Source organism: Kitasatospora sp. NPDC059408, from assembly GCF_042751525.1.
GTDB lineage: Bacteria > Actinomycetota > Actinomycetes > Streptomycetales > Streptomycetaceae > Kitasatospora.
Window position 1 is genome coordinate 46,646 of record NZ_JBHYWI010000055.1, and the last position, 12,413, is coordinate 59,058.

18 protein-coding genes are annotated in these 12,413 nt (G+C 75.3%); 14 read left to right on the plus strand and 4 right to left on the minus strand.

What is annotated here, in order from left to right:
- Positions 1-105 precede the first annotated feature (105 nt).
- From ACFXDE_RS30215 to ACFXDE_RS30230, 4 genes are all read left to right on the plus strand, one after another.
- The gene (locus tag ACFXDE_RS30215; RefSeq protein WP_380497859.1) at positions 106-903 is read left to right on the plus strand and encodes a hypothetical protein; all 798 of its coding nucleotides are present in this window, start codon (positions 106-108) and stop codon (positions 901-903) included.
- A gap of 498 nt (positions 904-1,401) precedes the next feature.
- Positions 1,402-1,710, plus strand: coding sequence for a hypothetical protein (locus ACFXDE_RS30220; protein ID WP_380497860.1), 309 nt, complete (start codon positions 1,402-1,404; stop codon positions 1,708-1,710).
- A 39-nt stretch (positions 1,711-1,749) separates the two neighbouring features.
- Positions 1,750-2,502 carry a helix-turn-helix domain-containing protein gene (locus tag ACFXDE_RS30225; RefSeq protein WP_380497861.1) on the plus strand — a complete coding sequence of 251 codons (753 nt, stop codon included), beginning with the start codon at positions 1,750-1,752 and terminating at the stop codon, positions 2,500-2,502.
- A 79-nt stretch (positions 2,503-2,581) separates the two neighbouring features.
- Positions 2,582-3,004: a hypothetical protein gene (locus ACFXDE_RS30230; protein WP_380497862.1), complete on the plus strand. Its 423-nt coding sequence runs from the start codon at positions 2,582-2,584 to the stop codon at positions 3,002-3,004.
- A 213-nt stretch (positions 3,005-3,217) separates the two neighbouring features.
- Here the strand turns inward: ACFXDE_RS30230 and ACFXDE_RS30235 are convergent, their stop codons facing one another.
- The 3 genes from ACFXDE_RS30235 to ACFXDE_RS30245 all read right to left on the minus strand — a co-directional run bounded on the left by ACFXDE_RS30235 (position 3,218) and on the right by ACFXDE_RS30245 (position 5,823).
- On the minus strand, positions 3,218-4,516 hold the full coding sequence (locus ACFXDE_RS30235; protein WP_380497863.1) for an MAB_1171c family putative transporter: 1,299 nt from the start codon (positions 4,514-4,516) through the stop codon (positions 3,218-3,220).
- The gene (locus ACFXDE_RS30240) at positions 4,513-5,088 is read right to left on the minus strand and encodes a ParH-like protein (RefSeq protein WP_380497864.1); all 576 of its coding nucleotides are present in this window, start codon (positions 5,086-5,088) and stop codon (positions 4,513-4,515) included. Before ACFXDE_RS30240 ends, ACFXDE_RS30235 begins: the two co-directional genes overlap by 4 nt.
- A gap of 288 nt (positions 5,089-5,376) precedes the next feature.
- Positions 5,377-5,823, minus strand: coding sequence for an XRE family transcriptional regulator (locus ACFXDE_RS30245; RefSeq protein WP_329924585.1), 447 nt, complete (start codon positions 5,821-5,823; stop codon positions 5,377-5,379).
- A 185-nt stretch (positions 5,824-6,008) separates the two neighbouring features.
- Here ACFXDE_RS30245 and ACFXDE_RS30250 point away from each other — a divergent pair, with 185 nt between their 5' ends.
- The 8 genes from ACFXDE_RS30250 to ACFXDE_RS30285 all read left to right on the plus strand — a co-directional run bounded on the left by ACFXDE_RS30250 (position 6,009) and on the right by ACFXDE_RS30285 (position 11,263).
- Complete coding sequence (locus ACFXDE_RS30250; RefSeq protein WP_380497865.1) at positions 6,009-6,668, plus strand: PH domain-containing protein; 660 nt, start codon at positions 6,009-6,011, stop codon at positions 6,666-6,668.
- Between the two features lie 170 nt (positions 6,669-6,838).
- Positions 6,839-7,351: a hypothetical protein gene (locus ACFXDE_RS30255; RefSeq protein WP_380497866.1), complete on the plus strand. Its 513-nt coding sequence runs from the start codon at positions 6,839-6,841 to the stop codon at positions 7,349-7,351.
- Positions 7,352-7,488: 137 nt separating this feature from the next.
- Complete coding sequence (locus ACFXDE_RS30260) at positions 7,489-7,839, plus strand: DUF6247 family protein (protein WP_380497867.1); 351 nt, start codon at positions 7,489-7,491, stop codon at positions 7,837-7,839.
- Positions 7,836-8,072, plus strand: a complete 237-nt coding sequence (locus tag ACFXDE_RS30265; protein ID WP_380497868.1) for a hypothetical protein — start codon at positions 7,836-7,838, stop codon at positions 8,070-8,072. Before ACFXDE_RS30260 ends, ACFXDE_RS30265 begins: the two co-directional genes overlap by 4 nt.
- A gap of 136 nt (positions 8,073-8,208) precedes the next feature.
- Positions 8,209-9,189: an alpha/beta hydrolase gene (locus ACFXDE_RS30270; protein ID WP_380441288.1), complete on the plus strand. Its 981-nt coding sequence runs from the start codon at positions 8,209-8,211 to the stop codon at positions 9,187-9,189.
- 25 nt (positions 9,190-9,214) lie between these two features.
- On the plus strand, positions 9,215-9,937 hold the full coding sequence (locus tag ACFXDE_RS30275; protein WP_380497869.1) for a helix-turn-helix transcriptional regulator: 723 nt from the start codon (positions 9,215-9,217) through the stop codon (positions 9,935-9,937).
- Positions 9,938-9,979: 42 nt separating this feature from the next.
- Positions 9,980-10,366 carry a hypothetical protein gene (locus ACFXDE_RS30280; protein WP_380497870.1) on the plus strand — a complete coding sequence of 129 codons (387 nt, stop codon included), beginning with the start codon at positions 9,980-9,982 and terminating at the stop codon, positions 10,364-10,366.
- A 90-nt stretch (positions 10,367-10,456) separates the two neighbouring features.
- Positions 10,457-11,263, plus strand: coding sequence for a DUF4253 domain-containing protein (locus ACFXDE_RS30285; protein ID WP_380497871.1), 807 nt, complete (start codon positions 10,457-10,459; stop codon positions 11,261-11,263).
- 32 nt (positions 11,264-11,295) lie between these two features.
- Here the strand turns inward: ACFXDE_RS30285 and ACFXDE_RS30290 are convergent, their stop codons facing one another.
- Complete coding sequence (locus ACFXDE_RS30290; RefSeq protein WP_380497872.1) at positions 11,296-11,505, minus strand: hypothetical protein; 210 nt, start codon at positions 11,503-11,505, stop codon at positions 11,296-11,298.
- Positions 11,506-11,585: 80 nt separating this feature from the next.
- Between ACFXDE_RS30290 and ACFXDE_RS30295 the strand changes: the two genes are divergently transcribed.
- A complete protein-coding gene (locus ACFXDE_RS30295; protein WP_380497873.1) occupies positions 11,586-12,029 on the plus strand; it encodes a hypothetical protein in 444 nt (147 codons plus the stop codon).
- 30 nt (positions 12,030-12,059) lie between these two features.
- Positions 12,060-12,398, plus strand: coding sequence for a hypothetical protein (locus ACFXDE_RS30300; RefSeq protein ID WP_380497874.1), 339 nt, complete (start codon positions 12,060-12,062; stop codon positions 12,396-12,398).
- The last annotated feature ends 15 nt before the right edge of the window (positions 12,399-12,413 follow it).

A 12,413-nucleotide genomic window follows, 5' to 3' on the forward strand; every position in this document is an offset into this window, starting at 1 on the left:
GATCCCCAACGTCCCTGCTGCGGTGCGGCGTTCGTCCGTACCGGCATCGATCGGGAGCGGGCTCCCGCTCTTGAGCGGGTGCGGCGGCGGTGCTTGACTTTGCGGATGATCGGCGAGGCGGAGATGACGGACCTGTTCGGCGAGATGCTCAGCCGGCACCGGGTGGACACCCGGGCGCGGTGGCACAACGCCGTGTGGGCGCTGCTGGTGGCCGTGCCCACCGGCTGGCTCGGGCTGTGGGCGCTGCTCACCGTGGACGACGGCCGCTCGCGCGGCGGCCGGGTGATCGGCCTGGTGATCGGCCTGTCCCTGGGCGCGCTGTACGTCGCCGTGACGCAGGCCTGGCGCGCGCTGCGGGGCGGAGCGGGGGAGTACTTCGAGGTCCGCGAGCGCGGCCTCGTCCACGGCTCGCGGCGCGGCGCGGTGGGCTGGGAGTGGGACCAGGTCGTGTCGATCACGATCCCCGGCGCCCCGAGGGTCCACGGCCTCGCCCGCCGGCTGGGCAACGACTACCGCTGCCGCCTCGCCCTCGACGGCGGCGCGCGCCTGCACATCGACGGGCACGCCGCCGGGGCCTCCGGCCTGGGCCGGGCCGTGCTGCAGCACAGCCCGGACGCGCGGCGGTTGGCCGGGGACGAGTGGCAGGAGAAGGCGGGCGGCTGGTTCCTGGGCGGGGCGCTGGCGTTCCTGGCGGTGGGCGTCGCGATGGTCACCTACCTCGCGAGCCACGCGGACACCACCCGCAGGGTCACCGACGCGAACGGGATGGTCAGCGAGAAGACCGTGCAGGGCGTCAGTGACGGCGTGATCATGGCGGTCGGGCTGAGCCTGCCGGTGTGCGCGGTCGGCGCGATCACGTGCATCGTGCTGTACGTCCGGTACCGGAGGTACCGCCCGCGCTGACCCCCCCCACCCGGGCTTCCCCCGGCCGCCTGCCGGACCACGGACAACGGACCGCGGACAACGCACAGAGACCGCTCGCCCCTGTCGGGGCCGGGCGGTCTCTGCTGCTCGGGCGGGCCCATGCGCCAACACGGCCCGCTGCCGGTGTTCCCGAAATGTGTTGGAGTGAACAGCGCCCCCGGGCTCCGGACCCGCGGGTCCGGACGACGCCGCTGCAAATCGTCACATCCGGCCAGGGTGGCCTACAAGGGGATGTTGCACGAAAGCGCATCAATTATCGGTTTCAACACTTCGGCCTGCGCGTTCGTGACCGAGATCGTCCGGGACTGCGGGCAGGGGGCGGGACGCGGTCGCATCAATCTGCGCGACGTTCACCGAACCGATTGGGAATCACCCATACGCCTGACAGAGTGTTACCTCGCACGGGCCCTTCCGGTGACGCCAACCACGGGAAGACGTCCGGCTGTTGGAGTGACAGTGCTATAGGAGGTCTCGTCGATGACGAGGAAACGGAAGAAGCGCACCCCGGCCCGATGCGTCGCCGACGCCGCCACCCCGCCGCGCCCGCGGCAGACCGTGCGGCGGTCCGTGCGGCAGTCCGTACGGCAGTCCGTACGGCGCCCCTGGCGGCCCCGGTGGCCGTGGGGGCCCGGACCCGTCGAGACGGTCGTGATCGTGGTGGTCGTGACCGTGGTCGTCGCCGTGGCGGCCGTCCTGGTGGAGGCCGGCCTGTCGGCCCAGGCCGCGCTCGAACTGGCCACCGGCGGGCTGCTGCTGGGACTCAGGCTCCGGCGGGAGCGGGCCTAGAGAAACGCCCGCGAGAAACGTCTGCGAGAGACCCCCGCGATGGGACGCAGAGAGAAACCGGTCGCGGCGAGTGACCCGGCACTGGGCCGGCTGGCCGCGTGGCTGCGCGAGCAGCGCGAACGGGCCGGGCTGACGTACCGACAGCTCGCCGCCCGCACCAACTACCACCCCACCACCCTGCAACGGGCCGCCGGCGGGCGGACCGTGCCCAACTGGACGGTCGTCGAGGCCTTCACCCGCGAATGCGGCGGGGACCCCAAGGCCGCCCGCCGCAAATGGGCGCAGGCCAACTACTGGGCGCACGTGCCGCGCCCGTCGGGCCCCCAGCGCCGCAGGGCGCCCAGACCCCTGCACCCCGAACAGGTCGACTCCTTCGCCGACCTGCGCCGCGCGATGCACGAGATGCGGCGCAAGGCCGACTGGCCGCCCCTGGAGGAACTGGACCGCCGGGCCCGGGCCAGGGGCGCGCGCCTGCCCTCCAGCACCCTGGCCCTGGTCCTCAAGGGCGAGGCGCCGCTGCACAAGGCGGTGTTCCGCACCTACATGGAGGTCTGCGGGGTCCGCGAGACCCGCCGGGAACTGTGGGCGACGGCCTGGGACCGGGCGGCCATCGCCCGCACCCCGGTCTCCGTCAACCCCCGCACCTACCAGCGGGAGTTCACCCGCGCCATGCGCAACTCCAGCGGAGGCATCTCCACCGAGAACCTGCTCAAGCTGTGGGTCACGCTGCGCAACAGCCACGCCGCGGACCGGGCCGAGGACACCGGGGACAGCCCGCCGGTGCTCGTGTGACCGGGGCCCGCGGCCGGGACACCCACCAGGAAACCCCCGGCCGCGGGCCCGACCCGCCCGCGCCACCACGGGAACACTCATGCCAATACGACGCACTCCCGCCGCCGTCACCGCCCCCGCGCCCGCCCTGGGCCTGTGGGCGCTGCACGACCTCCACCGCCGGCACTACCTCGCCTACGCCGCCCTGCTGCTCTCCCCGGCCGAGGCCCAACTCGCCGTCCAGGGCGCCTTCGAGGACCTCGCCGGGCGCTGGCTGGAGGCCCTCGCCACCGCGAGCCCGGCCGCCTGCGCCTGGCAGGCGGTCCGCGACCGCGTCTGCACCCTGGCCGGCCCCCGCACGCTCGGCCCCGTCGCCCACCTCACCGCACCCCAGCAGGACGTCCTGCTGCTCCACCTCGCCCTCGACCTGCCCGCCGACCGGATCGCCGCCCTCACGGGCACCGAACCGGCCGCCGTGCACGTCCGGTTGCGTTCGCTGGCGTCGGCGCGGAGGCCGGGGTGAGGTGGGTGGGGTCGGGGCCGGGGGTACCGAACTGGCCGCCGTCCATGTCCGGTTGCGTTCGCTGGCGTCGGCGCGGAGGCCGGGGTGAGGGGCGGGTTATCGACAACTCAGCCGCAGGCACGGCGCGTTGGTCCGGTCCGTGGCGGTCCGTTCCGGTGGCGACGGCGAAACAGGTGCCACAGCCCCCGGCCGCCGCCGTGATCGGCGCGACGGCTACGGCAGCGGGGCGTTCGGCCGCGCCGTGCGGGCGTACGTGCGCACGGCCGCGACGGCCGGGGAGGTGGTGTAGACGCGGGCGAGGTCGACGAGGCGGTCGGCCTCCGACTCCAGGGCGGCGCACGGCGGTTCGGCGGGCGGGACGGCCTGCGGGGCGACCGGGGTGGGCAGGGTGCCGGCGGCCGCCCGTTCCAGGGCGGCGGCCAGCGCGGCCGCCTCCGCGGTCGCCGCGACGAGGGCGGCGGGCGGAGGGAAGCGGCGGGCGGCGGCGGTGAGCCACTGCGGGGTGCGCGGGTCGAGGTGGTGGCGCAGGATCAGGCGCGCGTCGTGGATCTCGATGATCCGCCGGTACAGGGCGAACTGGGGGTCGCGTGGCGGCAGCAGCCGCTGGGGAAGCAGCCGGTGGGCGGGCGCGAGCGCGATCTGCGGCAGCACGGTGTGCAGTTCGGTCCACAGCGGGGTCAGCGCCCGGTAGCGCCGGTGGGCCCGCAGCCACCCGCGGACGGGCGTCAGCACGGCCGGCCACAGCGTGGTCGACAGGCCCGCGGCCAGCAGCGCCGCGCACAGCAGCCCGAGAACGGCGGAGGCGCTGTCCTCGCCCGCGCTCTGGGCGCCGCTGGTGGCCGCGTCCACGACGTCGTCGATGCCCCAGGCGTCCCAGACCAGGCCCACGGCCAGCCCGAGGGTGAGCAGGTGCAGCCCGGTGCGCCGGTGCCCGCGGGCGGTGGCGCGCGCCCGGCGGGCGACCTGGCGCAGCAGCGCGGTGAGGCAGTACGCGATGTACAGGGTGCGCAGCCCGTTGTACGCGGCCAGGTAGGGCCGTCCGGCGGGGGCGACGGTGAGGTCGCCGGTGGTCACGTCCGGGCCGGCGGCCGTGATGAGCACCGCGCACAGCGCCAGGACCGTTCCCAGGACGCCGAGTTGGCGCCGCACAGCGGTCTGGGCGGGCTCGCCGGAGGCCAGCGCGACAGTGAGCAGGGCGATCGCGCCGGTCGCGCACAGGTGCAGGGCGTCGCCGAGCAGGACGGGCAGCAGCGCGGGGGAGGCGAGCAGGCCCGCCAGGCTCAGCAGCCGCGCCGCGCCGGTGACGGTGGGCGGCGCGAGCAGCAGCAGGGCCGCGCCGAGGAAGGCGGTGCAGTAGCAGGCGTAGCGGGTGGAGGCGCCCAGCCCGGCCCACCCGCCACGGGCGCCGTCGCGCGGGCTGCGCGCGTTGCGGGTGGCGCGGGTGCTGCGCGCCAGGTGGTAGGCGTTGAGGGCGAAGAACGCGGCGACGGGGTAGAGCGCCAGCTCGCTCACGGCCGCCCGCCCCCGCCCCTGCCCGTGCCCCCGCCCTCGGAACCGCCCTCGGAACCGGTGTCGAAGCCAGTACGGAAGCCAGCGCGTAAGCCGGGGCCGGCGCCGGAGGGCGGCGGCGCCGACAGCAGCGTGTCCAGCCCCGGCGTCGAGCCCGGGCGGGCCGCCGCCGCGTCGGCCTTCGCCGCCCGGCTGAGGATCAGCGACGCCAGCAGCTCCGCCTCGCGCTCCTGCGGCTCGTCGTACCCGGTGCGCCCCAGCACCCGCTGGACCAGCGCGGGGGACAGGTGCGGCAGCAGCGCCTGCGAGGACACCGGCGTGATCGGCGCCGAACCGGCGTGGTCGAACAGCAGGTGCGCGATCTCGTGCACCAGGATGTGCCGGCGGTGCAGCGGGCTGGTGTCCGCCGCGTACAGGATGTAGTCCGCCTCCGCGGTGGACACCAGCAGCCCGCACGGCAGGTTCGGGCGCGCGGCGACCGGCACCAGCTCGATGGGCCGCCCGCGCTGGCCGGCGAGCCGGTCCAGGAGCACGGCGGGGTCGAACGGCGTCGGCAGGTCCAGCTCCTGCGCCATCCGCCGGCACCGCCGCAGTACCGACCGGTAACCCCACGCACCCCGCACGGTGTGTCCTCCTCGCCCTCCGGCTCCCGGCCGGTCGTTGCCCGCGGCCCGCCGTCGGCGGCCGCGCCCCGCGCCCCCGGGTGCGGCCCCGGTCCGTCGCCGTGACTCGTCCCCGCATGAGTCGAGTCGCCCGGACGTCTCCCGGGGTTCCGCGGACTTCGTCACGGACTCGTCCCGAAGACGCCCGCCGCCCGACGCCCGCCGCCCGGGGCCCGCCGGGGCGAGACCTTCAGGGACGCGTCACGACGAGGCCGGGCGGCGGGCGGAGTCCCGGCGGGCGATGACGTCGATCAGCTCACTGACCGTGTCCAGCCCCTCCGGCGAGAGGTTGACCGCCCGCAGCGCGAGGCTGCGCACGCCCGCGTCGCGCAGCGCGCCGAGCAGGGCGAGCTCCTTGGCGATCTCGGCGCCCTGGCGCTCGTCGAAGAAGTAGGCGGGCGGCACCTGGAAGAAGTGGGCGAGCGCCTCCAGGTGACGCTTGGTCGGGTTGTCCCGGCGCCCGGTGCGCAGCTGCCACAGGTAGGTGGTGGAGAAGGACTCCCCGGTCGCCTCGCGGCAGGCCCGGGCGACCTCCTCGTTGGTGTACTGCTCGCGGTCCGGCCGGCGGACCGTCTGGAACAGCGCCTCGATCCTGGCCGCGAGCCCCGACGTCTCGACCGGCCCGTCCTCGCGGGGCGATTCCGCCATGGCAACCCCTCTCCCGCCCGTGACCTCCGCGCCGCAGCCTGGGTGAACGGAGGAGACCCTGCGCGATCACCATAGCTCAAGGGGATGAGCCCGGGTGGATGCGGTGCGCCAACTCTTCCATGCCAGTTGACCGGTGGAGCGGCGGGTGCCATCCTGGCCGACTGACCACCGGCCCCGGGAGGTTCGTGAACAACGCCGCGCACAACACCGCCGACAACCCCGCCGACGACCCCGCGGGCACCGGCCCGCACACCAGCCGCCCGTACGCGGCCGCCACCGACGCCACCGACGGCCCGATCGGCCCGAACGGCACGGCGACCGTCCGCCTCGGCTTCCTGTGGCGCGGAGCGGGCTGGGCCCTCGGCACCCTCACCGGTCTGCTGCTGGCCATCGTCCTCGCCGAGAGCGGCACCGTCGACCGCCTCGGCGTACCCTCGTCCCTGCTGCTCGTCACCGCCGCCGCCCTCGCCGTCGCACTGGCCGCCCCCCGCACCTTCCGGCTGCGCGCCGACGAGCAGGGACTCACCCTCACCCGCATCCTGCTGAGCCGCCGCTACCGCTGGCAGGACGTCACCGGCCTCGAAATGGACTTCGGCGAGGACTCCGAGAGCGCCGCCCCCCGCCTCGCGCTGCGCCTGCGCCTGGCCACCACCCGCCGCACCGGCTGCGGACCGGCCCTCGGCACCCTCCCCACCACCTGCGACCGCCGCCCGCGCGGCACCGAACCGCCCGAACTCGCCGACCTGTTCACCCTCCTCGACCGCCACGGGGTACGCCTCGACGCCCCCCACTACGCCGCCCTCGTCCTCTCCGCCCACGGCCGGCCCCCGCTGGGCCGCCACTGAACGCGGCACCACTGAACGTGCCACCGGTGAACCTGCCACCGGTGAACGTGCCACCGGTGAACCTGCCACCGGTGAACCCGCCGCCGCTGAACGCGGCGCCCGCCCGCGCCCGTTGACGCAGGCAGGAGCGCGCCGGCCCGCGGCGCGCGAGAGGCCAGGGGGCTGCCGTCATGCTCACCTTCCACGGCGCGTGGCGCATCACCGTCCTCACCCGCGACGCCGACTTCGAACAGCGCGCCGTCGTCCGCGGCCCCCACGGCACCCGCGTCATCCCCGGCCGCCCCGGCGCCACCCTGGAAGTCGACGAGGACACCTGGACGCTCGCCCTGGAACACCTGGCCTGGGGCCGCACCTGGGAACCCAACGCGCGCACCACCCCCGGCCCGCTCACCGACCACGCCGGCCTGCGCGGCCGGCTGCTCACCAGCAGCGACCGCCACTTCCCCGGCAAGCCCCTGGACTACGCCAACTTCGTGCTGCGCCTGGAGCAGCCCACCACGACCCTGCGCACGCCCCGCCTGCACGGCACCCCCGCCATCCCCGCCGTCCCCGCCACCCCGCAGGCGATCCGCACCACGTCCTCCGCCCCCACGTACGGGCCCTCCGCCGGCCGCCCGGCCCAGACCCCCGCCAAACCGGCCGCCGCCGCCGACGGACACGGCCGCCCGCAACCCTGGGGGTAGCCACCCCCGCCCGGCCCCGCGGCACCGGCCGCACCCCCCTCCCGCCGGCAGGACGGCGCCGTCCCCGGAGCACCTCGGGCCGCAGCCGATGGGTGCGTCCGTCGAGTAGCCTCACACCCGAGGGAGAGGAGCCAGCCATGAGTCAGCCCGCACCCAACGGGGGTGAAGTAATCCCGCGCCCGGAGAAGACCCCGGCCGCGCTCAAGGCCGCTCTGGCGGTGGTTGCCGCGGACCGGCTGCAGGAGATGGTCGAGGGGCAGAGCCGGGCGATGGCCGAGGCTATCGACTCCGGCAGCGTCCAGCCGCTTCGCAATTTCGTGGACCACTGGGCCGCCGTCGTCGAGATCGAGCGGTTCCCGGGGGCCTCGCAGGCCTACCACCGGGCGAACTACCTCGCCAACCACGCAGGAACCGTCGCCGAGTGCCGTAGGCACGCCATCGAGGTCGCCGAGATCTACCGGACCGCCTACGCGGCGGTGACCGGATGACCTGGAGCCGGGAGTATCTCCCCAGCGAGGAGCGGGTGATCGGCGGTGCGCCCGCGGACGTCGCTGCCGTGGAGCACCGGGCTGCCGAACTCCTCTACCTGGACGGTGCCGGCTACGAGGGCAGCGGTGAGCCCATGCGCCACCTGGATGTTGCCGGCGGCTTCATGACCCACTACGTGGTTCCCCGTCTGGAACTCGTGGCGATCTGCCAGGTGACCCCACCCATCGCCTGACCAGCCCCGGACCCCTTTGTGCGAGGCCGACAGGGACACCTGGATCCGCCTGCCTTGACGGCACGGCGGAAATGTGACGCAGGCCACCCGGAAAGGGTGACATGCTGTTGTCGCGGACGGTCGCGACCATCGACGCATGACGATCACCGCGATGACCACGACGACTGCCACCACCCCCGCTCTCACCGCTCTCACCGACGAGGACTGCCTCGCCGAGACCCACGCCTTCAACGCCCAGTTCGAGGCCGCCGCCGCGACCCGCCCCTCCCGCTCCACCACCCCCGACGCCGCCACCCTCGCCCGCCTGCGCGCCAACCGCCTCGGCGGCGACACCCCGCCCGTGCGACTGCCGCAGGCGCAGGAGCGGATCCTCCCCGGCGGGGTCGGCGTGCGGGCGTTCGTCCCCGAGCACGTCGACGGCGTCTACCTCCACATCCACGGCGGCGCCTGGGCGTTCGGCTCCGCCGACGGCCAGGACGAACGGCTGTGGAACCTCGCCCGGCACACCCGCCTCGCCGTCCTCAGCGTCGACTACCGCCTCGCCCCCGAACACCCCTTCCCCGCCGGACCCGACGACTGCGAAACCGCCGCCCGCTGGCTCGTCGACCACGCCGAGACCGAGTTCGGCACCCGGCGCCTGATGATCGGCGGCGAATCCGCCGGCGCCCACCTCAGTGTGCTGACCCTGCTGCGCCTGCGCGACCGCCACGGCGTCACCGGCGCGTTCCGCGCCGCCAACCTCGTCTACGGCCCCTACGACCTGTCGATGACCTCCAGCCAGCGCCTCTTCGGCTCCCGGCAACTGCTCAGCAACACCGAATCCCTCCGAGGAAGTTACGAGCTCTGCACCCCCGGCCTGGACGCCGAACGGCGCCGCGACCCGGGCATCTCCCCGCTCTTCGCCGACCTCACCGGCCTGCCGCCCGCCCGCATCGTCGTCGGCACCGAGGACCCCCTCCTCGACGACTCGCTCTTCCTCGCCACCCGCTGGCAGGCCGCCGGCGCACCCGCCCACCTTGGCATCGTCGCCGGCGCGATGCACGGCTTCACCCTGTTCCCGCTCACCATCACCGAACGCGAACAGCAGCGCGAACGCGACTTCCTGGCCGGTGCGTGACGGCCCCGACGGTAGCGTCGGCGCCGTGAACCGCACCCCGCGCCTCTACGCACTCGTCGAAGAACTGCGCGCCGCGGCGCCGCGACCCCTGACGGTCGCGGCGCTCGCCGCCCGGTTCGAGATCAGCACCCGCACCGTGCAACGCGACCTCCAGGCCCTCATGGACGCCGGCGTCCCCGTGCGCGCCACCACCGGACGCGGCGGCGGCTGGTCGATCGACCGGGCCATGACCCTGCCCCCGATCCGCTTCACCACCGACGAGGCCTCCGCCCTGGTCGCCGCCCTCGCCGCCGCCGACCCCGGCGCCCCCTACGCCGGCGCCGCCCGCACCGCCTCCCAGAAGCTCGCCGCCACCATCACCGGCCCCGCCGCGACCGCCGCCCGCGACCTCGCCGCCCGCATCGTCGCCCTGCCCGCCGCCCGCACCGGACAACCGGTCCGCACCGCCGTCGAACGGGCCCTCACGGACGCCACCGTGCTGCGGCTGTCCTACGCCGACGCGGCCGGCAGGACCACCGAACGCGAGGTGGAACCCGCCGGACTGCTCACCGCCGGCGGCAACTGGTACCTCATCGCCTGGTGCCGCACCCGCCACGCCGGCCGCGGCTTCCGCCTCGACCGCATCACCGCCGCCACCCCCACCGCCGAACCGGCCCCGCCCCACGCCCTGGCCGACCTCCTGGCCGGCTCCGCCGCCGCCGGCGCACTCCCCCCGGCGGCCCTGGACCCGCTGCGGTCGGGGCAGTGAGGGCCGCCTCCGCCCGGCGGCGGAGCGTGCGACCATCCTCTGATGAGGAACCCCGATGCTGCGTTTCGCAGGCGACTGCTCGTCGAGTCGCTGACCGTGGTGGCGGCCGGCCCCTCGGCCCAACGTGCCTGGATCGACGGGCACGGTGTCGTGACGGACGAGATCGCCCTGGACTTCGACCACGCCTTCCGCATGGTCGGGGGCCCGAGCGAGGACGACGGCGTCAGCCCGGCGGTACTTCCCGACCTGCGGGCGATCGACGCGGTCTTCGCCGGGATGAGCGGTGCGGGGAACGCGGACCGGTGGAGCAGGGATGCCCTGGAGACCGATCCCGGCTGGGGCGAAGCCCGGGACCTGGCCCGCCGGGTTCTCGTCGACATGCCGGGGGAGTGGGGCCGGCCGATGCCGGAGATCTGCGTCGTCCGCTGACGGACGGCCCCGGGGTCCCGGGGTCCCGGGGCACGGGCGCGGGTCGGCCGGCTCGCCCCGTTGTCGGTGCCCGCGCCTAGGGTGAGCCGCATGAACCACGTCGACCTGCGCCGTCTCCTCGCCGACTGCCCCGATCTGCCGCCGGGCCGCGTCGTCGGCGCCGACGAGGTGCCCGCGATGTGGGTCGGCGACGCCGCGCCGGCGCCCGGGCTGTGGGAGACGCTGCACCGCGCCCACCCGCGCACCGGACTGTGGCCGCTGCTGCTCGCCCCGCTCGACCGCTCGGCGGACTTCCGCCCCTGGCTGTCGGGCGAACTGAGCCCGCCCGCCGTGACCGACCCCGCCCGGCACGACCCGCACGAGCTCCTGCGCACCTGGTGGGACGGCCTGGGCCCGGAAGAGGGAGAGGACGAGGAAGAGGGAGAGGACGAGGAAGAGGAACTCGGCGCGGTCCTGGCCCCGTTCGGCCGTACCTGGCCCGGTGCGGCGCCCTCGACCCCGGTCCCGGCCGCCGACGCCGACGAGTGCGCCCGCATCCGCGCCTCGGTCCTGGAGAGCGCGCCGAACCTGCGGATCGGCCTGGTCGCGGCCCCCGGCGGTGCGGCGGCCCTGGCCGCCTGCGGCTGGACGGGCCCGGCCAACCACGCCGGCACCGGCCGGATCGCGGCCGTCCTCGCCGACTGGGAACACCGCTTCGGCATACGCGTCGTCCGCGCGGGCTTCGACACCCTGGAACTGAGCGTCCCCAACCCGCCCACGACACGGGAAGCGGCCCTGCGGGTGGCCGCCGAACACGTGGCACTCTGCCCCGACCAGGTCTTCCAGGGCACCGGCAGCCTCACCGCCTACGCCGACCTGCTCGTGGGCTCGCACGAGTGGATGTTCTGGTGGGACTGAGCATCGCGTAGGAAGTCGGCATGCCCGACTTCCTACGCCGGGGGCGGCGCCTGACGACCAATGGCGGGGCGCCACCGGAACCAGTAGCCGGGCCCGTCGACCCGGTAGCGGGCACCGGCAACGAACCGCAGCTCACCCACGAGCCGCCGTGCGCCCGCCGGCACCTGACGGTGCGACGCCAGCAGCAGGGTCAGTTCGTCGTAGCGGACGTCGACCCCGCCATGGCCGGGATGACTCTGCACCCCGGCCGTCCCGGCCAGGTGATGCTCGCTCCACCCGGCATCGGAGCTTGGTTCCGCCGGGGGCGCGTACGCTCGGCTGCGTGCCCCGTCATCCGAGGAATCCCCGCCGCCTGGTCGCCGACGGGCGTGCGTACCTGTGGACCCTGCGCCACAGCCACCGCGCGCCCGGCGACGGCGGGCGGGGGGACTGCTGTGCGACCGTCACCCTGCACCCCCAGCCGGCCGGCACCGGCGGCCCGCTGCGGATCGTCTTCACGGAGGGCCCGGGCCGGTACGTGGGCGGGGCCCCGCTGGGGTCCGGGGACGTGGGGTTCGTGCGGGGCGGCTCGCTGAACCTGCACGAACCGGGCGCCGTCCGGGCCCTGCTCGACGAGGCCGCGGCCCGGGGGTGGCACCCTGGTGAGCGGGCGGCGGAGCTCGACGGCTGGTCCCTGCTGGAGGCGGCAGCCGCCGCGCAAGCCGGGCCCGCCGCGCAAGCCGGGCCCGCCGCGCAAGCCGGGCCCGCCGGACCCGCAGGACGGTAGGAGCCGGTGGCATGGCCTAAGGTCCCGTTCATGATCACGCGTCCCGCTGGGCAGGCGGAGGGGCCGTACGACGCCGCCTTCCTGCCGCGCCGGCAGATGACCCTCAGAGCCGCCGAGCAGCCGATCCGCGAGCCGGTGGCCAAGCTCGGCGGGCAGCCCGTGTGGCTGGCCGAGCCCGCCTGGCCGGTGGACCCGTCCAGCGGGCGGCCCCTGGTGTTCATCGGGCAGTTCCCGATCCCCGGGGACGAACTCCGCCTGGCCTACCTCTTCCTCGACGAGGAAGGCGTCATCGTGACTCCTCCCCCGGCTGAAGCCGGGGGCTTCTCGCTAACCCTGGCGGGCGTTGCGACGGACAAGCCCTGCCCGTAGAACGTTGGTGGCTCC

Bases quoted from the DNA above. Each gene is read 5' to 3' on its own strand.
- ACFXDE_RS30215 (WP_380497859.1), top strand. From the start codon at position 106: ATGATCGGCGAGGCGGAGATGACGGACCTGTTCGGCGAGATGCTCAGC.
- ACFXDE_RS30220 (WP_380497860.1), top strand. From the start codon at position 1,402: ATGACGAGGAAACGGAAGAAGCGCACCCCGGCCCGATGCGTCGCCGAC.
- ACFXDE_RS30225 (WP_380497861.1), top strand. From the start codon at position 1,750: ATGGGACGCAGAGAGAAACCGGTCGCGGCGAGTGACCCGGCACTGGGC.
- ACFXDE_RS30230 (WP_380497862.1), top strand. From the start codon at position 2,582: ATGCCAATACGACGCACTCCCGCCGCCGTCACCGCCCCCGCGCCCGCC.
- ACFXDE_RS30240 (WP_380497864.1), bottom strand. From the start codon at position 5,088: ATGGCGCAGGAGCTGGACCTGCCGACGCCGTTCGACCCCGCCGTGCTC.
- ACFXDE_RS30245 (WP_329924585.1), bottom strand. From the start codon at position 5,823: ATGGCGGAATCGCCCCGCGAGGACGGGCCGGTCGAGACGTCGGGGCTC.
- ACFXDE_RS30255 (WP_380497866.1), top strand. From the start codon at position 6,839: ATGCTCACCTTCCACGGCGCGTGGCGCATCACCGTCCTCACCCGCGAC.
- ACFXDE_RS30260 (WP_380497867.1), top strand. From the start codon at position 7,489: ATGAGTCAGCCCGCACCCAACGGGGGTGAAGTAATCCCGCGCCCGGAG.
- ACFXDE_RS30265 (WP_380497868.1), top strand. From the start codon at position 7,836: ATGACCTGGAGCCGGGAGTATCTCCCCAGCGAGGAGCGGGTGATCGGC.
- ACFXDE_RS30270 (WP_380441288.1), top strand. From the start codon at position 8,209: ATGACGATCACCGCGATGACCACGACGACTGCCACCACCCCCGCTCTC.
- ACFXDE_RS30280 (WP_380497870.1), top strand. From the start codon at position 9,980: ATGAGGAACCCCGATGCTGCGTTTCGCAGGCGACTGCTCGTCGAGTCG.
- ACFXDE_RS30285 (WP_380497871.1), top strand. From the start codon at position 10,457: ATGAACCACGTCGACCTGCGCCGTCTCCTCGCCGACTGCCCCGATCTG.
- ACFXDE_RS30300 (WP_380497874.1), top strand. From the start codon at position 12,060: ATGATCACGCGTCCCGCTGGGCAGGCGGAGGGGCCGTACGACGCCGCC.